At 71.0% G+C, this 18261-nt stretch carries 13 protein-coding genes; 7 read left to right on the top strand and 6 right to left on the bottom strand.

The features are described from left to right. Positions 1-13: 13 nt before the first annotated feature. From IU476_RS18985 to IU476_RS18970, 4 genes are read right to left on the bottom strand one after another with little or no spacing between them, the layout of a single operon-like run. Entirely contained in the window at positions 14-1309 is a 1296-nt protein-coding gene (locus IU476_RS18985; protein WP_195101861.1) for a DUF58 domain-containing protein, read from the bottom strand. A 3-nt stretch (positions 1310-1312) separates the two neighbouring features. After that, complete coding sequence (locus tag IU476_RS18980; RefSeq protein WP_195101859.1) at positions 1313-2293, bottom strand: AAA family ATPase; 981 nt, start codon at positions 2291-2293, stop codon at positions 1313-1315. A 10-nt stretch (positions 2294-2303) separates the two neighbouring features. Continuing rightward, a complete protein-coding gene (locus IU476_RS18975) occupies positions 2304-3344 on the bottom strand; it encodes a DUF4129 domain-containing protein (RefSeq protein ID WP_195101857.1) in 1041 nt (346 codons plus the stop codon). After that, positions 3341-4141 carry a hypothetical protein gene (locus IU476_RS18970; protein ID WP_195101854.1) on the bottom strand — a complete coding sequence of 267 codons (801 nt, stop codon included), beginning with the start codon at positions 4139-4141 and terminating at the stop codon, positions 3341-3343. Before IU476_RS18970 ends, IU476_RS18975 begins: the two co-directional genes overlap by 4 nt. Before the next feature lie 190 nt (positions 4142-4331). Between IU476_RS18970 and IU476_RS18965 the strand changes: the two genes are divergently transcribed. After that, on the top strand, positions 4332-4487 hold the full coding sequence (locus IU476_RS18965) for a hypothetical protein (RefSeq protein WP_195101852.1): 156 nt from the start codon (positions 4332-4334) through the stop codon (positions 4485-4487). A 104-nt stretch (positions 4488-4591) separates the two neighbouring features. Here the strand turns inward: IU476_RS18965 and IU476_RS18960 are convergent, their stop codons facing one another. After that, entirely contained in the window at positions 4592-5137 is a 546-nt protein-coding gene (locus IU476_RS18960) for a TetR/AcrR family transcriptional regulator (protein WP_195101850.1), read from the bottom strand. An 83-nt stretch (positions 5138-5220) separates the two neighbouring features. Between IU476_RS18960 and IU476_RS18955 the strand changes: the two genes are divergently transcribed. Both IU476_RS18955 and IU476_RS18950 read left to right on the top strand, forming a co-directional pair. Beyond that, positions 5221-6792, top strand: coding sequence for an MFS transporter (locus IU476_RS18955; protein ID WP_195101848.1), 1572 nt, complete (start codon positions 5221-5223; stop codon positions 6790-6792). Positions 6793-6845: 53 nt separating this feature from the next. Further along, entirely contained in the window at positions 6846-7241 is a 396-nt protein-coding gene (locus IU476_RS18950) for a RidA family protein (protein ID WP_195101846.1), read from the top strand. A gap of 86 nt (positions 7242-7327) precedes the next feature. On the opposite strand, the gene IU476_RS18945 is transcribed toward IU476_RS18950, so the two are convergent. Further along, positions 7328-9133: a DUF4407 domain-containing protein gene (locus tag IU476_RS18945; RefSeq protein WP_195101844.1), complete on the bottom strand. Its 1806-nt coding sequence runs from the start codon at positions 9131-9133 to the stop codon at positions 7328-7330. 236 nt (positions 9134-9369) lie between these two features. Between IU476_RS18945 and IU476_RS18940 the strand changes: the two genes are divergently transcribed. The 4 genes from IU476_RS18940 (at position 9370) to IU476_RS18925 (ending at position 18258) form a co-directional block, all read left to right on the top strand. Further along, entirely contained in the window at positions 9370-9978 is a 609-nt protein-coding gene (locus IU476_RS18940; RefSeq protein ID WP_195101842.1) for a chorismate mutase, read from the top strand. 712 nt (positions 9979-10690) lie between these two features. Then, on the top strand, positions 10691-15367 hold the full coding sequence (gltB, locus tag IU476_RS18935; RefSeq protein WP_195101840.1) for a glutamate synthase large subunit: 4677 nt from the start codon (positions 10691-10693) through the stop codon (positions 15365-15367). Positions 15368-15501: 134 nt separating this feature from the next. Next, positions 15502-16971: a glutamate synthase subunit beta gene (locus tag IU476_RS18930; protein WP_195101839.1), complete on the top strand. Its 1470-nt coding sequence runs from the start codon at positions 15502-15504 to the stop codon at positions 16969-16971. 363 nt (positions 16972-17334) lie between these two features. After that, complete coding sequence (locus IU476_RS18925; RefSeq protein ID WP_438944031.1) at positions 17335-18258, top strand: cutinase family protein; 924 nt, start codon at positions 17335-17337, stop codon at positions 18256-18258. Positions 18259-18261 lie beyond the last annotated feature (3 nt).

Here is an 18261-nt window from a genome sequence, read left to right as displayed (position 1 = left end):
GCAGGGTGGTCGGCTAACTCGCTCCCGAGCGTTTGAGCTCGAGGTACTCGTCGGCCAAGGCGGCGGGGAGTTGGTCGGGCGGGGCGGCGACGACGCCGACGCCGGTGCGGCGCAGCGATTCTCGGGTGAGGGTGCGTTCGGCGAGGAGGGTTTCGGCGGCGGCCGCGGTGTAGATGTCCGAGAGGGTGTCGCGGCGGGTGGCGGCCGCGGCGACGTCCGGGTCGGTGACCGAGACGATCAGGACGCGGTGGCGCTGGGTCAGCACCGGCAGGACCGGGCGCAGGTTCTCCTCCACCATCGCGCCGTCCAGGCTGGTGAACCACACGATGAGGCTGCGGCGGCGGGAGCGCCGCACCGCCGTCCGGACCAGGCCGGTGGTGTCGGTGTCGACCAGCGCCGGGACGACGCCGGCCAGCGCGTGCATCAGCTTGGGCTGCAAGCCTTTTCCGCCGGTGCCGAACACCTCGGCGCGGACCTGCCGGTCGTAGGCGAGCAGATCGACGGTGTCCCCGGCCGCGGCGGCGAGGCCGCCCAGCAGCAGCGCGGCCTCGATGCTCACGTCCAGCCGGGTGCCGTCGCCGATCCGCCCCGCACCGAGCCTGCCGGTGTCCAGCACCAGCAGCAGCCGGCGGTGCCGCTCCGGGCGCCAGGTGCGCACCAGCACGTCGGCGGCGCGAGCGGTCGCGCGCCAGTCGATCGCGCGCACGTCGTCGCCGGCCACGTATTCGCGGAAGGAGTCGAACTCCGAACCCTGTCCGCGGGCATTGACCACCGTGCTGCCCTCGAGCAGATGCAGTTCGGCGACCTTCGAGGCCAGCACGCCCTCGCTGCGGAAGGGCGGCAGCGCGCGCAATCGGGCGGGCACGTCGCGGCGGAACTGCCGACCGGCCAGGCCCAGCGGGCCGAGCAGCCGCAGCGTGACTGGGCCCGCCACGCGGTCGCCGCGATACTCCGGGCGCAGCGTGGTGGTCAGCCGGGTCCGGCTGTTCGGCGGCAGCCGCAGCGGATGGCCGTGGTGTGCGGCCTGCGCGCTGTCGGGCCAGTCGTCCCACAGCTGCCCGCGCAGGGTGCGCGGCCCGCGGTTGAGCACGGTCGTCTCGACCGTCACCGTGCGGCCCGAGCGGACCGTGGTGAGCGGCTCGCGCGCGACCTCGAGGCCCGTGATCCGGCCGACGGCCGCCAGATCGGCGGCGGCCAGCGCGCACAGCACGCCGGTCACCGCGAGCACGCCCCACCACGTCGGCAACACGGCCGTCACCACCGTCGCCGCCACCGCGGCGAGGACGGCCAGCCGACCCGTGACGACCATCGCCTAGACCGGGACCGGCACCGACAGCAGCAGCGACGACAGCACGCTCTCGGTGGTCACGCCGTCCAGCTCGGCCTCCGGGCGCAGCTGCAGCCGATGCCGCAACACCGGCACCGCAACGGCTTTCACGTGATCGGGCGTGACGAAATCGCGGCCGGTGAGCCAGGCGAAGGCGCGCGCGGCCGCCAGCAACGCGGTGGCGCCGCGGGTCGAGGCGCCGTGCCGCACCGCGGGCGTGGCCCGGGTGGCCCGGCACAGGTCGACGATGTAGGCCAGCACCTCCGGGTCGACCCGGACCCCGGCGACGGCGGTCCGCGCCGCCGCGATGTGGTCGGGCCCGGCGACCGCCCGCAGGCCCGCGGCGGTCAGATCCCGCGGGTCGAAGCCCGCCGCGTGCCGCTGCAACACGCGGAATTCGTCCTCGCGGCCGGGCAGTTCGATGTCGACCTTGAACAGGAACCGGTCCAGCTGCGCCTCGGGCAGCGGGTAGGTGCCCTCCTGCTCGATCGGGTTCTGCGTGGCGATCACCACGAACGGGTCGGGCAGCGGCTGCGGCTTCCCGTCGACCGAGACCTGGCGCTCTTCCATCGATTCCAGCAGTGCCGACTGGGTTTTCGGCGGCGTGCGGTTGATCTCGTCGGCCAGCAGCAGGTTGGTGAACACCGGGCCCTGGCGGAAGGTGAACTCGGCCGAGTGCGGGTCGTAGATCTGCGAGCCGGTGACGTCGCCGGGCATCAGGTCGGGGGTGAACTGGACGCGGGCGTGCGCCAGGTCCAGGCCCGTCGCCAGGGACCGCACCAGCAGCGTCTTCGCCACGCCCGGAACGCCTTCCAGCAGCACGTGCCCGCGGCACAGCAGGGCCAGCACCAGGAACATCACCGCCTGGTCGTTGCCGACGACGGCCTTGCCGATCTCGGCGCGCAGCGCGCCGAACGCCTGGATGGCCTGCTCGGCGGTCGGGGTGTGGTCGGTGTCCGCTGTCATTCGTTCTCCGTCATCCGATCTCCGATTCGAGGTGTCGCAGCCGCGCGGCGACCAGGCGCAGCGTGTCGTCGTCGTGCACGGGGCCGAACAGCGTGGCGCCGATGTGGTCCGCCGGAGTGCCGGTCCGGACGGCGATGCCGGTCACCAGCTGGTTGACCGGGGCGTCCGGCGGCAGCCCCAGCGCGGGCCGGAGGCGGCGCAGGGTGGCGGCGCGCAGCAGGGCGGCGACGTGGTCGCGGTCGCCCGACTTCCGGTACAGCGCGGCCTGTCCGGCGAGCAGTTCGTTGGCCGGCACCCGCACCGGCCGCGGCTCGGGGACCAGCGCGCCGCGGCGGCGGGCGCGCCACCACACCACGACCGCGCCGCAGATCAGCCATTGCAGACCGCCGTACGCCAGCCAGCCCGGCAGGCGCGCGAAGATCGAGTCGGAGCCCTCGCCGAAATCCGGTGCGGGCGGGCGGTAGTCGTCGGGATTCGGTGGGGGCGGCGGATGTTGCGGTGGCGGTGGCGCGGTCGGTGCGGTCGACAGGTGGAACAGCACATAGATGATCAGCGCCAGCACCAGCGCGCCCGCCAGGACGGCCCAGAACCTCGGATCCCGGATCAGTTGCGGGAGTGGGGGAATCCGGAGGCGACGGCGCGGCGGGGAGGTCGTGTCGACCGGTTCCGGTGGTGGCGGCGGGGCCAGCGAGAAGAGGTCGGCCTGTTCGAGGCGGCGGTACTCGGCCTCGGTGGCGCGTCGCCCACCGTAGACGACCTCGTCGAAACCCGTTGCGGCCGTGGGCAGCTCGGTGGCTCTGCCGGGGAGCGCGGTGACCGCGGCGGCGGCCGTCTCGCGGGCGGTGCGCGACCGCTGCACCTTCAGCACGCCGCCCTGTTCGAGGCCGCGGGTGACCGCGCGGTAGCGCTCCCGCAGGGCGGTGTCGTAGTCGTGGCGCGCGGCGGCCGTCTCCGCGGCGGCGCGGTGGTCGGCGGCGGGGCCCAGGGTGGGTGGTGCGGGCGGCTCGCCGGGAGGTTCGGGCGGCGCGGTGTCGCTCGGTCGCTCGGTCATCGGGTGGCCGTCCGGGAGTTGTTGCCCGCGGCCGGTATTCGAATGTCCCAGCCGTCGCGCCGACAGCGCCGGTCGACGTAGCTCACCACGTCGGCGGCCGACTCGAAGACCTCGGCGAGTGTCGCGGTGAGCAGTGCCGTGGCGGTGAGCAGGACGATCGCGGCCCATCGGTGGGTGCCGGAGAACTCCGCGACGAACAGCGTGAGACCGCCCAGCGGCACGACCAGCACCAGGACCAGGCCGCGCAGGCACAGCCACACTCCGGCCAGCCGCCATTCCGACCCGGCGGCAAGCGTTTTCGCGCGATCCATCGCACCGCGATACCGCACCCGCTCCTCGAACAGCACCGGCGTGGCGAGCCCGCGGCGGCCCCGCAGCCAGCTCCACCACGCCAGGGCGGGCAGCACGCTGATGATCAGGACGACGCCGAGTGCGGCGACACCGAGCGCGATCAGCGTCGACAGGATCCGGTAGCGCAGCAGCGATCCCGCGACGGCGCCCGGCCGCCGCACCGCCTCCCGCCAGGTGAGCGCCTCGCCGTGCACGCCCGCGAGCGTCGTCGCGACGGTCACACCCCGCGCGAACGTCCGCAGCACCCAGGCGAAGAGCAACGTGGAAAGCACTGCCGCCCAAGCGGTCCCGGCATCCGAACCGCCGGTGACCACCGAGCCGCCCGCGGTACTCGCGGCGACCGCCCCCACGGCGACCACATACGCCGTGCCCACGACCCCGGCCAACACCCGGACATGCCGCTGAACCGCGGCGAAGGGCAGATCGAGCGCCTCCCGAAATGACAACGGCCGCACCGGCACTACCTCACCGGCCTGCCGATCGTCGTACTCCGGCCCGTCGGCAGCGCCGGGTGGAGACGCTCCCGCGCCTGCCGCCCGAACAGCGACGGTCGAGCTGGTAACCGCCGATGTGTGGTTGTTCGAGCTGGTGGCTGCCGATGAGTGGTAGGTCGAGCTGGTGGCCGCCGATGAGTGATTGGCCGAGCTGGTGGCCGCCGATGTGTGGTTGTTCGAGCTGGTGGCCGCCGATGCATGGCTGGTCGGGCCGGTGACCGCCGATCCGTGGTCGGTCGAGCTGGTGGCCGCCGAGCTGTGGACGGACGCATCGGTGGCGAGGCCGGGCACGCCGTGACGCGGCGACGGACCGGCCCCCTCGGCCGCGGCGGAAAACACGCGCCCGAGTTTATCCGTGGCAGCCCGCCGCGTACGGTTTCCGCGCGAGGGTGGCCGGGTCGGTCAGTGTTCGAGGAGGCGGGTGACGACGGCGCGATAGCGGGCGGGGTCGATCGGGGGGAGGCCGAGGAGGGCGCGGAGATAGACGCCGTCGCCGACCAGGCGGATGATGTCGGCGCGGACCGGGTCCTCGATCTCGCTGTCCAGGCCGGTGCTCCAGGCGTCGATCACTTCGGTGAGGGCGCGTTGGACCTCGTCGTCGTGCTCGTCGTGGGGTGCGTCGATGGTGCGCATGGCCGCCACCATCGAGCGGTACAGCGCCAGCTCCAGGGCGTCGGCGTCGTTGTCGGGGCTGGGGGTCTGCAGGTACCACTCGGCGACCGATCTGCCCTGTGCCACGGCCGAATTCAACTGCTCGTCGGCCCGCTCGCCGAGCCGGCGCACCAAGCCCGCCAGCAGCGCGTCCTTGCTCTTGAAGTGGTAGAGCAGCCCGCCCTTGGAGACGCCGGCGGTCGCGGCCACGTTCTCCAGGGTCACCTGGGACATGCCCTTCTCCAGCAGCAGTGACTCGAGGGCGTCGAGGATTCGGTCGCGGGTGGTAGCTGTCACGTCGGCAACTGTACCGTCCGGACGGTTATCTTTGGTACTGTACCGTCCGGACGGTAATAAACCTCGACGATGGAGTAAGGACCATGAACACCGACAACGCCACCGCCACGCCCCGCGACTGGGCCGGCCTCGGCGTTCTGGTGCTGGCGCTGCTGCTGATCTCCGTGGACGCCACCGTGCTGGACATCGCCGTCCCCGCGATCAGCGCGCACCTCGCCCCGACCACGCCGCAGCTGCTGTGGATCATCGACGTGTACTCGTTCGTGCTGGCCGGTCTGCTGGTCACCATGGGCGTGCTCGGCGACCGCATCGGCCGCCGCCGCCTGCTGCTGCTCGGCGCGGCCGGCTTCGGCGCGGCCTCGATGCTCGCCGCGTGGTCGGTGAGTCCGGAGATGCTCATCGCCGCCCGCGTGCTGCAGGGTGTCGCCGGGGCCACGCTCATGCCCGCCACCCTGGGCCTGATCCGGTCGATGTTCACCGACGCGCGCCAGCGCACCACCGCGATCGCGGTCTGGAGCGCGGCGGCCACCGGCGGCGCGGCGCTCGGCCCGGTGCTGGGCGGCTGGCTGCTCGAGCACTTCTGGTGGGGCTCGGTGTTCCTCATCAACGTCCCGGTCATGCTGGTGCTGGTGGGTGCGGGGCCGTTCCTCGTGCCGGAGTCGAAGGATCCGAACCCTGGCCGTTTCGATCTGGTCAGCGCCGGGCTGTCGATGCTCGCGCTGGTGCCGATCGTCTACGCCGTCAAGGAGACCGCCGCGCACGGCGTGCGCCCGGCGCTGCTGGGCGTGGCCGCGGCCGGTGTGCTCGCCGGTGCGCTGTTCGTGCGCCGGCAGCGGCGGCTCGCCGATCCCATGCTGGACCTGCGGTTGTTCGCGCTGCCGCGGTTCCGCACGGCGGTGCTGACCAGCCTGCTCGCGGTGTTCGCGCTGGCCGGTGTGCTGTTCTTCGGCTCGCAGTATCTACAGCTGGTGCAGGGGCGGTCGCCGCTGGACGCGGGGCTGCACCTGCTGCCCGGCATGCTGGCGAGCATGGTGGCCGCGCTGATGTCGGCGTGGCTGGTGCGGGTGTGGCAGCCGAACCGGGTGCTCGCGGGCGCGCTGGCGGTGGCCGCGGCCGGCGCCGGGCTGTTCGGGTGGCTGAGTGCCGATCCGGCCGCCGGCGTCGCCGTGTTCATCGTCGGGTTCCTGCTGCTGGGCGCGGGTGTCGGTGTGGCGCTGACAGTTTCGTCCGACCTGGTGGTCGGCGCGGCGCCCGCCGAACGCGCCGGTGCCGCGGCCGCCGTCTCGGAGACCGCGTACGAGGCCGGTGTCGCGCTGGGCGTCGCCGTGCTCGGCAGCGTGGTGATGTCGGTGTTCCGCCACGGCCTCGACGTCTCCCGGGTGCCGCAGTCCCAGCTGTCCGCGGCTCGGGAATCGCTCGGCGGTGCCGTCGACGCCGCGACCAGGCTGCCCGACCAAGCCGCCGCGGCGCTACTGGACTCGGCCCGCACGTCTTTCGTCACCGGCATCCATTTCGCGGCGATCGCGACGGCGGTGATCCTGCTGGTGTCGGCCGTGATCGCCGCCCGCACGCCCGTCCCCGTGGTGCGGCGCACGGCCGACGCCGACAGCACGCCGCACGCACCGGTGCCGGCGGATGTCACACCGCGGGCATAGGCGTCGTCGTCACTGTGTTGCCGACATTCGACCGACACCGAAGGAGACGTCGCATGACTATCGAGATCAGCAATCCCGCCGGACTGCACGACCCGACCGGGTTCGGCTACAGCCACCTGGCGCGGGCGACCGGCGAGTTGGTGTTCATCGCCGGGCAGTACGACTCCGACGAGCACGGGCACACCACCTCCGACGACTTCGCCACGCAGGTGGACCGTGCCTTCGCCAACCTCGGAATCGCTTTGCGCTCCGCCGGTCTCGACTATGCCGACGTGGCCCAGCTGCGGACCCACATCGTGGGCCACAACCTGGACAAGCTGGCGGTGCTCGGCAAGAAGATCGCCGAGATCTGGGGCGAGCGGCCCCCGACGCAGACCTTGATCGGCGTGGCCGCGCTGGCGCTGCCGGGGATGCAGTTCGAGGTGGATGCCGTCGCCGTCCGTGGCTGAGCGGTCGCCGCTAGCGCCGGATCGCGGTGGAAAGCGTTGGAACCAGGCGGTTTACATGTTCTACGTGAAACATTCGGCGCGCCTCCTCAGCCACGGTCCGGCGCGGGCGGGAGTTGCCGCGGGCCGCGGTACTCCAGTTCCCGGGCACCGGACGGGCCGGGCAACGCGTCGCGCTGACCCGCGGCGGTGAGGCCGTAGGAAGGCGCCGAGGAGCCGGGCGGGAGCGTCGAGCGCGGTGGCTCGTGCGCCGCGTCGACGACCTGCGCGGCGACCTGGTGGGCATAGTCCGGCGTGCCCGGCGCGGAGGCGGACGGCGTCGTCGATTCGTCGGAGTGGACGGTGACCTTCCGTGTCCGGCGGAGGGTGAAGGTGATCTCCTCGGCCTCTTCGAAGGCCTGCCGGACCGTGCGCAGCGGATGGGTGGCGGTGTCCACGGCGTCGGCGACGAACGAGGGCACCAGCGGACGGATCCAGCGGGCCGCCGTGTCGGTGAACGGGACCGTGCCGATCACCGGAAGTTCCAGTCCGCCGGTCATTTTCGCTGCGGGCACGTCGGTGGCGGTCGGTACCGGGAGATTCGAGCCACGCGCGGATTCCAGCGCGGCCGGGGTGCGTGGTGCGGGTAGGTTGCGCGGCGTCACGTTCCCCTCCTGGTCCGTTGGGTTGTCGGGGGCGGCCGGAAGCTCCGCGAGCGACTCGAAGTCGGCGACGGCCCGGCGGGCGGGCTCGGTGATGCCGATCTCGAGATTGCCGATGGCGGCGACGATGCGCTTGCGCTGCCGCTCGCGGTCGATGGCGGTGTCGGCGTGCACGGCCAGGCGCGCCGCGGCCAATTCCTGGTCGGCGCGCAGGTTTTCGGCCTCGGTACGCACCTCGGCCCGCTTGACCGCGATGGCCGTCGCGGCGTCCTGTTCCGCCCGGTCCACCACCGCCCGCGCCGCGACCCGGCGATCGAACGAGGTCTCCCCGCGCCACCAGCGCAGCAGCAGCGGCAACAGCGCCAGCAGCACGCCCACCAGCACGGTCGCCAGGCGCAGCAGCAGCGCGCCCGCGTGCCCGATCGTGTAGTCGTGCATGGCCAGCCAGCGCGCGCCGAGCCCGCGGTCGCCGGTGTCGAAAGCGGTTGTGCGAGCGCGGTTCAGGGCCTGCTGCCGGTCGGTGATCCGATCGTCGAGGGGCTGCACCCGGCCCTGCGCCGCGGCCAGGCGGGCGCGGGCGTCGGCGAGCATGTCCTCGGCGGTCTGCGTTTCCGGTCCGCGACCCGGCACGCCGGTGATCCGGGTCTGCGGGCAGCCCGGGGTCGGGTTGTACTCGCAGCGAGCGACCACCAGTGCCTGGTCGATATCGCTCTGCGCCTTGGCGAGTGCCTGGTCGAGCGCGGTGCGTTCCGCGCGCGCCTGCTCCAGTTCGGTCCGGGCGGCGACCACCGCCGACGCGGATTCGGTATCGCGCCCGGCGTTCTCGTCGAGCACGCGGTGCACGGTGCCGCTCAGCAGCACGGTGCTCGCGAGTTCGGCGATCACCACGCCGGCCAGCACGGCCACGGCGACGCGGCCGATCGATCGCCCGCGTCCTCGGCTCGGCGGCGTGGCGGTGGCGAGCGCCCGCGCGCCGAAGGCCGTGAGCGGCAGCACGATCAGCGCCGCGAGCACCACGAGCGCCGTCGGCCAGTGCGCGGCGGCGGTGGCCGCCGCGACCACCACCGTGGACACCACGGCGAACAGCAGCACCGCGGCGCCGGCGACGGCATAGCCGCCGCGCTCGTGCGGGTCGGTCACCTCGGCGCCCGCGCCGCCGAACCAGGTCGGCAGCGCGGTCGCCGCGAAGCGGGAGGCGCGGCCGTCGGTGGCCGCGGACGAAACGGGCGGTTCAGGGACATGCGGGGCGGTCATGTGGTCTCACATCCTCTGAGTCCCAAACAATTCGGATGCTCGGCGAAATTGTCGCTCATTCGTTGTCTCAGCGTGACAGGCTGGGCTGGGTTCCACCGAGTACGTCGCGGGGGATGTGGCCAGGCTCACAGATCAGCGGCGCGCGGAATGCCGGGACCGAGCGCGAATACCCTGGTCCCGGAGGGTGATTCGGCTCCGGGAACGGTTCCCGGGGCCCGGCGGCAGGAGGTACTCGCATGCGCGGCGCTGTGCTCGCACTGACCGTGGCGTTGTCGTTCGGGGCGGTCTCGGCCGCGACGTTGCCGGTGACACCCGTCGCCACTGCCGAGGTCCCGGCGGAGCACACCGCCGCGCCCCTCGCCGACCTGGTGGAACTCGTGCTGGCGCGCCTGAACACCGCCGACGCCGTCGCCGCCGCCAAGTGGGTCGCCGCGGGTCGCACCGGGCAGCCGCCGGTCATCGACGACCCCGGCCGGGAAGCCGAGGTCTACGACTCGATGGCCGCCGCGGGCGCGGACCTCGGCCTGCCGGAACCGTGGGTGCGGCAGGTGTTCCTCGGTCAGATCGAGGCCAACAAGATCGTGCAGCGCGGTCTGCACACCTGGTGGCGCTTCGACGCGAGCACCGTGCCCGCCACCCCGCCCGATCTCGCCGCGGTGCGTCCGGTGATCGACCGCGTGAACGGCGACATCCTGCGCCAGCTGGCCGCCCGGCGCGCCGAGCTGACCAGCGCCGATTGCCCGCGGCAGGTGGCGGCGGCCGCTGTCCCGGTGGTGGCCGCGGGACGCGCCGACGCCCTGCACGGCACGGCGCTGGTACGCGCGGCGGCCGCCTTGTGCCGGTGATCCGGGACCGCCTCGCAACGATGTGAGAAATTCCACTCACCAGGGTTTGCTGGGATTGTGCTGAAACGCACATCGAAGAAACGAAGCCGTACGGTCTGAACGCAGCCGTCAGGTCGCTGCCTGCGTATCCGGAACGTCTCTCGCAGGTGTCCGGGAAGTTAGCCGCCTTACAATCGGTTTGTCCGAACCGGGTCCTGGGAATTCTCTGTTGATGCAGGTAAGAGGGCATCTTGCGGCGTACGTGCAGGCTCGGCGAGCGGACCGGCACGACTCTGACGAACAGTGGCATACACGACTCAGCGATCATCCGAGCCTGCTTTACACTGGAGAACGCGCAGGTAGTGGAGGACCGATGAAGAAGCCCAGGTAGACGCCGTTATTAGCACGACCTAAGTTGGTTGGGCTCAGGTCCTGACTTATCGTTTGCTCTTGTGTCGGGCACGAAATGTCCGACTACATCGCCCGATTCGGCCACAAGCCGTGGCTACAGCCCCACGGGCGACAACGGCGCGGCGGCATGGAACGACCCCGAGGTTCCGTTACCGCCGAGCACCCGGCTACGACATCGAAGCGGGTAGGACAACTGGAGAGTTGACTGCACGGGATGACCATCAGCGCCGCTGGTCTCCGAAACGTCCGGGCGCAGTCTAGACGGAGGCGTTCGACGAAGGCCCGATTTCATCGAAGGCCTGATTTTTTTGAAGGCAGAGGCATGACGCAACTTCCTGGCCACAGGTCCCCCACCGGCGGTGCCGGTTACGGGCACGGACCCACCGGTCTCTATGACCCGGCGAACGAGCACGACGCCTGCGGTGTCGCGTTCGTCGTCGACATGCACGGCCGTCGCAGCCGCGACATCGTCGACAAGGCGATTACGGCGTTGCTGAACCTGGAGCACCGCGGTGCCGCGGGCGCCGAACCCAACTCGGGCGACGGCGCCGGCATCCTGATCCAGGTACCGGACAAGTTCTTCCGTGCCGTCGTGGACTTCGAGCTGCCCGCCGCGGGCGCCTACGCCACGGGTATCGCCTTCCTCCCGCAGGCCCGTCGCGAGGCGGCCCGCGCCCGGTACCACGTCGAGAAGATCGTCAAGGAAGAGGGCCTGGCGGTCCTCGGCTGGCGCGAGGTGCCCATCGACGAGTCGTCGCTGGGCGCGCTGTCGCGCGATGCCATGCCGACCTTCCGTCAGCTCTTCATCGCCTCGCCGGCCGACTCGAGCGAGCAGCTGTCCGGCATGGACCTGGAGCGCCGCGCCTACGTGGTGCGCAAGCGCGTCGAGCACGAGCTCGGCAAGCAGGGTCCCGGCGAAGGCGCGGTCGGCCGCGAGACCGTGTACTTCCCGAGCCTGTCCGGGCAGACCTTCATCTACAAGGGCATGTTCACCACGCCGCAGCTGCGCGCGTTCTACCTGGATCTGCAGGACGACCGGGTGGAGTCGGCGCTGGGCATCGTGCACTCCCGCTTCTCCACCAACACCTTCCCGTCCTGGCCGCTGGCCCACCCGTTCCGCCGCGTCGCGCACAACGGTGAGATCAACACCGTCACCGGCAACGAGAACTGGATGCGCGCCCGCGAGGCGCTGCTGAACTCCGACGTGTTCGGCACCGACCACGAGGGCCGCAACCGCCTGGAGAAGATCTTCCCCGTCTGCACCCCGGGCGCCTCGGACACCGCGCGCTTCGACGAGGTGCTCGAGCTGCTGCACCTGGGTGGCCGCAGCCTGCCGCACGCCGTGCTGATGATGATCCCGGAGGCCTGGGAGCGGGCCGAGTCGATGGATCCCGCCCGGCGCGCCTTCTACCGCTACCACTCGTTCCTGATGGAGCCGTGGGACGGCCCGGCCTCGGTGTGCTTCTCCGACGGCACCGTCATCGGCGCCGTGCTCGACCGCAACGGCCTGCGCCCCTCGCGCATCTGGGTGACCGACGACGGCCTGGTCGTGATGGCCTCCGAGGTCGGCGTGCTGGACATCGAGCCGTCCAAGGTGGTCAAGAAGGTCCGCCTGCAGCCGGGCCGGATGTTCCTGGTCGACACCTCGCAGGGCCGCATCATCGGCGACGACGAGATCAAGACCCAGCTCGCCAACGAGCACCCGTACCAGGAGTGGCTGGACGACGGCCCGACCAAGCTGTCGGACCTGCCCGACCGCCCGCACGTGCACATGTCGCACGACCGCGTCCTGATCCGGCAGCAGATCTTCGGATACACCACCGAGGAACTGAGCCTGCTGATCTCGCCGATGGCCAAGACCGGCGGCGAGGCGCTCGGCTCGATGGGCACCGACACCCCGATCGCGGTGCTCTCGGCCCGCCCGCGGCTGCTGTTCGACTACTTCTCGCAGTTGTTCGCGCAGGTCACCAATCCGCCGCTGGACGCCATCCGCGAGGAGATCGTGACCAGCCTGCGCAGCATGATCGGCCCGGAGGCCGACCTGCTGCACCCGAGCGCGGACTCCTGTCGCCAGATCACGCTGACCCAGCCGATCCTGGACAACGACGAGCTGGCCAAGCTCGTCCACATCAACGACGACGGCTCGCACCCGGGCCTGCGCTCGGTCGTGGTGCACGGCCTGTACCCGGTCAAGAAGGGCGGCAAGGGCCTGCGCAAGGCGCTGCAGGCCATCAACGAGCAGGTGTCGACCGCCATCGACGGCGGCGCGCGCATCATCGTGCTGTCCGACCGCGAGTCCAACGAGAAGCTGGCGCCGATCCCGTCGCTGCTGCTCACCGCGTCGGTGCACCACCACCTGGTGCGTGAGCGCACCCGCACCAAGGTCGGCCTGGTCGTGGAGGCCGGTGACGCCCGCGAGGTACACCACATGGCCATGCTGGTCGGCTTCGGCGCGGCCGCGATCAACCCGTACATGGCCTTCGAGTCGATCGAGGACATGCTCGAGCGCAACGCGCTGCAGATGCCGGACAGCACCGGCGACCTCGCCGCCGACTACGACAAGGCGTGCAAGAACTACATCAAGGGCGCCGGCAAGGGCGTGCTGAAGGTGATGTCCAAGATGGGCATCTCCACCATCGCCTCCTACCGCGGCGCGCAGCTGTTCCAGGTCGTGGGTCTCTCGCAGGAGCTGTGCGACCAGTACTTCACCGGTCTCAGCTCGCCGCTGGACGGCATCGGCCTCGACGACATCGCGGCCGAGGTCGCGGCCCGGCACCGGGTGGCGTTCCTGGAGAACCGCAACGAGCGCGCGCACCGCGAGCTCGAGGTGGGCGGCGAGTACCAGTGGCGGCGCGAGGGCGAGTACCACCTGTTCAACCCGGACACGGTGTTCAAGCTGCAGCACGCCACCCGCACCGGGCAGTACAAGATCTTCAAGGAGTACACCCGGCTCGTCGACGACCAGTCCGAGCGGCTGGCCTCGCTGCGCGGCCTGTTCAAGTTCCGGACCGAAGGCCGCCACGCCATCCCGATCGACGAGGTGGAGTCGGCCCGCGACATCGCCAAGCGGTTCTCCACCGGCGCGATGAGCTACGGCTCCATCTCCGCCGAGGCGCACGAGACCCTGGCCATCGCGATGAACCGGCTCGGCGGCCGCTCGAACTCGGGCGAGGGCGGCGAGTCCCCGGCCCGCTTCGAGCCGGAGGAGAACGGCGACTGGCGGCGCAGCGCGATCAAGCAGGTGGCCTCCGGCCGCTTCGGCGTGACCGCGCACTACCTGACCAACTGCACCGACATCCAGATCAAGATGGCGCAGGGCGCGAAACCCGGTGAGGGCGGCCAGCTTCCGGCGCACAAGGTGTACCCGTGGGTCGCCGAGGTGCGGCACTCCACGCCGGGCGTCGGCCTCATCTCGCCGCCGCCGCACCACGACATCTACTCCATCGAGGATCTGGCCCAGCTGATCCACGACCTGAAGAACGCGAACCCGCAGGCGCGGATCCACGTGAAGCTGGTCGCGGAGCCGGGCGTCGGCACGGTCGCTGCGGGCGTCTCCAAGGCGCACGCCGACGTGGTGCTGATCTCGGGTCACGACGGCGGCACCGGCGCCTCGCCGCTCACCTCGCTCAAGCACGCGGGCGGCCCGTGGGAGCTCGGCCTCGCCGAGACCCAGCAGACGCTGCTGCTCAACGGCCTGCGCGACCGCATCGTGGTGCAGGTGGACGGTCAGATGAAGACCGGCCGCGACGTCATGATCGCCGCGCTGCTCGGCGCCGAGGAGTACGGCTTTGCGACCGCGCCGCTGGTGGTGTCGGGCTGCATCATGATGCGCGTGTGCCACCTCGACACCTGCCCGGTGGGCGTGGCGACACAGAATCCGGTGCTGCGCGAACGCTTCTCGGGCAAGCCGGAGTTCGTCGAGAACTTCATGCTGTTCATCGCCGAGGAGGTGCGCGAGCTGCTGGCGTCGCTGGGCTTCCGCACCCTCGACGAGGCCATCGGCCGGGTCGACCTGCTCGACACCACCCAGGCCAAGGAGCACTGGAAGGCCGCCAAGCTGGACCTGTCGCCGATCCTCGACGACGTCGAGACGGCGTTCATGTACCAGGACCGCCGGCGCACCAAGGAGCAGGACCACGGCCTGGACAAGGCGCTGGACAACCAGCTCATCGCCCAGTCCGCCGACGCGCTGGAGCGCGGCAAGCCGGTGAAGTTCGAGACCAAGATCACGAACGTGAACCGCACCGTCGGCACCATGCTCGGCCACGAGGTCACCAAGCTCTACGGCGGCGCGGGCCTGCCCGACGACACCATCGACATCACCTTCACCGGTTCGGCGGGCAACAGCTTCGGCGCGTTCGTCCCGGCGGGCATCACGCTGCGGGTGTTCGGTGACGCGAACGACTATGTCGGCAAGGGTCTTTCGGGCGGCCACCTGGTGGTGCGGCCCGCGCTGAACGCCCCGGCGGAGTTCGTGGCGGAGCAGAACATCATCGCGGGCAACGTGATCCTGTTCGGCGCCACCAGCGGCGAGGCACTGATCCGCGGCGTGGTCGGCGAGCGGTTCGCGGTGCGCAACTCGGGCGCCACGGCGGTCGTGGAGGGCGTGGGCGACCACGCCTGCGAGTACATGACCGGCGGCCGGGTGGTCATCCTCGGCGAGACCGGGCGCAACTTCGGCGCCGGCATGTCGGGCGGCATCGCCTTCGTCTACGACCCGGAGGGCCGGTTCGGCGAGCGCATCAACCCCGAGCAGGCCGACGCGATCGAGGCGCTGTCCGGCGACGACTTCACGTGGCTGCGCGACATCATCACCCGGCACCGCGACGAGACCGGATCGGCCGTCGCGGAGCGGATTCTGGGTGACTGGTCGCAGCAGGTGAACCACTTCGTGAAGGTTATGCCGCGCGACTACAAGAAGGTACTGCTGGCTATCTCCGAGGCTGAGAAGGCCGGCAGGAACGTCGACGAAGCAATCATGGAAGCCGCCCGTGGCTGAGATGACCCGTCCGGGCGGTCAGGGCGCGGAGGAGGCAGCTTGCGTAACCACGCAGCGCCCCCGCCCGGGCGGCATCGGGCAAAGCACCGTATCTGTTGGGTGCGCCGAGGAGGCGCGGAGGTCAGAGGCCGTTCATGGGTGACGCACAAGGATTTCTGAAGCACACGAAGCGGGAGCTGCCGACCCGGCGGCCCGTGCCGCTGCGGCTGATGGACTGGAAAGAGGTCTACGAGGAGGGTTTCCCGCACGAGACCCTGCAGACCCAGGCCAGCCGCTGCATGGACTGCGGAATCCCGTTCTGCCACAACGGGTGTCCGCTGGGGAACCTGATTCCCGAGTGGAACGACCTGGTGTACCGGGGCAATTGGCGCGAGGGCATCGATCGCCTGCACGCCACCAACAACTTCCCGGAGTTCACCGGGCGGCTGTGCCCGGCGCCGTGCGAGGCGTCGTGCGTGCTCGGCATCAACCAGGACCCGGTGACCATCAAGCAGGTCGAGGTCGAACTCATCGAGAACGCCTTCGACGAGGGCTGGGTGGCGCCGGTGTACCCGACCCGGCTGACCGGCAAGAAGGTCGCCGTGGTGGGCTCGGGCCCGGCCGGTCTGGCCGCGGCCCAGCAGCTCACCCGGGCCGGGCACACGGTGACGGTGTTCGAGCGCGACGACCGCATCGGCGGCCTGCTGCGCTACGGCATCCCGGAATTCAAGATGGAGAAGCGCTTCATCGACCGCCGCCTGGCGCAGATGGAGGCCGAGGGCACCGTCTTCAAGGCCGGCGTGAACGTGGGCGTGGACATCACCGCGGCGCAGCTGCGCGCGAAGTTCGACGCGGTGGTGCTGGCCGGCGGGTCGACCATCGCGCGCGATCTGCCGATCCCGGGCCGCGACCTGGACGGCATCCACCAGGCGATGGAGTTCCTGCCGCTGGCCAACCGCGTGCAGCTCGGTGACCCGATCACCGACGAGGACGGCCTGCCGCCGATCAACGCGCGCGGCAAGAAGGTCGTCATCATCGGCGGCGGCGACACCGGCGCCGACTGCCTGGGCACCTCGCACCGCCAGGGCGCGGCCAGTGTGCACCAGTTCGAGATCATGCCGCGGCCGCCGGAGGCGCGCGCCGACTCGACGCCGTGGCCGACCTACCCGCTGATGTACCGGGTCTCCTCGGCGCACGAGGAGGGCGGCGAGCGGGTGTACTCGGTCAACACCGAGCGCTTCGTCGGCGAGGACGGCAAGGTCACCGCGCTGCAGGCGCACGAGGTGCAGATGGTCAACGGGCGCTTCGAGAAGGTCGAGGGCTCCGACTTCACCCTCGAGGCCGATCTGGTGCTGCTGGCCATGGGCTTCACCGGGCCGCAGAAGCCGGGCCTGCTCGAGGACCTGGGCGTCGGCTACGACCAGCGCGGCAACGTCAAGCGCGACGGCGAGTTCCAGACCACGGTGCCCGGCGTGTTCGCCGCCGGTGACATGGGCCGCGGCCAGTCGCTGATCGTGTGGGCCATCGCCGAGGGCCGGGCCGTCGCGTCGGCGGTGGACAAGTTCCTCGAGGGCGAGACGGCGCTGCCGTCGCCGATCGCGCCGACGACGGTCGCCCAGCGCTAGCGCTGTACGACGAGAGTGCCCGCGGGTCGTTGCCCGCGGGCACTTCTCGTCTTCCGGGGCCGTCCGGTCCGGGCGGATGTCGTTCGCGCCGCGGTGGGCCCGTAGTGCGGAAACGGCCGCGCCGCCGCCGAATCCGACGGAAATCGGACATGTCGGTGTGGTCGAATGGCACTTCGGGTAAGTGCCCTTTATTCTTAGCAGCGGTGTGCCGCCGAACCGGCCGAATGGTCTGTTTTCCGTGCTCGGGGTAATGCGCAACTTCGGTTAGCCCGTTGTTTACCGTTCGGAAATTCGGTGCCGCCACCATGATGGCGAAACGAGTCGGGATGTCCCCGTGCCGGGGCAGGCTTGAACTGGAGCGGTATGCGGTTGAAGAAGTTTGTCGCGGCTGCGGGCGCAGCGGCAGCGGTGTTGTCTGGTGTCGTGATGACCGGCGCCACGCTCGGAACCGGTTCCGCCGCAGCGGATCCCGGTTGCCCGAGCCTGTATGTGGTTGCCATTCCCGGTACTTGGGAAACCGGCGACCACAAGCCCGAGGACATGACGGGTCCCGGCATGCTGGCGGGCGTGACGCGCGGTCTGCCGAGCAACACGGACGTCGACTACGTCTCCTACGCGGCGACGGCCTTCCCCTGGGAGGGCGATATCTACGGCGCGTCCAAGAAGCAGGCGATCGATGCCGCTCGCGGACTCATCCACGACAAGGCCGTGAGCTGCGCCGCCACCCGGTACGCCCTCGTCGGCTACAGCCAGGGCGCGGACGCGGCGGGCGACCTGGCCGCCGAGATCGGCACCGGCCTCGGCGTGGTGCCCCCGGACCGGATCGCCGGTGTCGGGCTGATCTCCGACCCGCGGCGCTCGCCGGCCGACGTTCAGGTGGGTCCCGTCGTCGGCGGCGCCGGCGCGAGCGGGCCGCGGCTGGGCGGTTTCGGTTTCGTCAGCGACCGGGTCCGGACCATCTGCGCCGAGGGCGACCTGTACTGCTCGACCGCCGACACGGACTTCGTCACCCGCTTCGCCGGGTTCCTGGCGCAGGCCTCCGGCGCGACCGCGGCCAACATGTGGCGCTACCAGCTGGAGGCGGGTTCGATCGTCGGCGACCTGATGGCGCACGGCGGCATCCCGACCCTGCAGTCCCAGCTGTCCGAGGACGCCAACAAGCAGCGCGTGACGCAGCTCGAGGACTTCTACGGTTCCGGCGCGCACACCTCCTACGGCAACTACCGGGTCGGTGGCGGGCAGACCGCCATCTCCTGGATGCACAACTGGATCGCCGGCATGGCGTGAGCC

Source organism: Nocardia blacklockiae (genome assembly GCF_015477355.1).
GTDB classification, from domain to species: Bacteria; Actinomycetota; Actinomycetes; order Mycobacteriales; family Mycobacteriaceae; genus Nocardia; species Nocardia blacklockiae.
The sequence above is the reverse complement of the archived record's forward strand: the minus strand, read 5'-3'. Positions and strand labels throughout refer to the sequence as shown.

Bases quoted from the DNA above. Each gene is read 5' to 3' on its own strand.
- IU476_RS18985 (WP_195101861.1), bottom strand. From the start codon at position 1,309: ATGGTCGTCACGGGTCGGCTGGCCGTCCTCGCCGCGGTGGCGGCGACG.
- IU476_RS18980 (WP_195101859.1), bottom strand. From the start codon at position 2,293: ATGACAGCGGACACCGACCACACCCCGACCGCCGAGCAGGCCATCCAG.
- IU476_RS18975 (WP_195101857.1), bottom strand. From the start codon at position 3,344: ATGACCGAGCGACCGAGCGACACCGCGCCGCCCGAACCTCCCGGCGAG.
- IU476_RS18955 (WP_195101848.1), top strand. From the start codon at position 5,221: ATGAACACCGACAACGCCACCGCCACGCCCCGCGACTGGGCCGGCCTC.
- IU476_RS18950 (WP_195101846.1), top strand. From the start codon at position 6,846: ATGACTATCGAGATCAGCAATCCCGCCGGACTGCACGACCCGACCGGG.
- IU476_RS18945 (WP_195101844.1), bottom strand. From the start codon at position 9,133: ATGACCGCCCCGCATGTCCCTGAACCGCCCGTTTCGTCCGCGGCCACC.
- IU476_RS18940 (WP_195101842.1), top strand. From the start codon at position 9,370: ATGCGCGGCGCTGTGCTCGCACTGACCGTGGCGTTGTCGTTCGGGGCG.
- gltB (WP_195101840.1), top strand. From the start codon at position 10,691: ATGACGCAACTTCCTGGCCACAGGTCCCCCACCGGCGGTGCCGGTTAC.
- IU476_RS18930 (WP_195101839.1), top strand. From the start codon at position 15,502: ATGGGTGACGCACAAGGATTTCTGAAGCACACGAAGCGGGAGCTGCCG.
- IU476_RS18925 (WP_438944031.1), top strand. From the start codon at position 17,335: ATGCGGTTGAAGAAGTTTGTCGCGGCTGCGGGCGCAGCGGCAGCGGTG.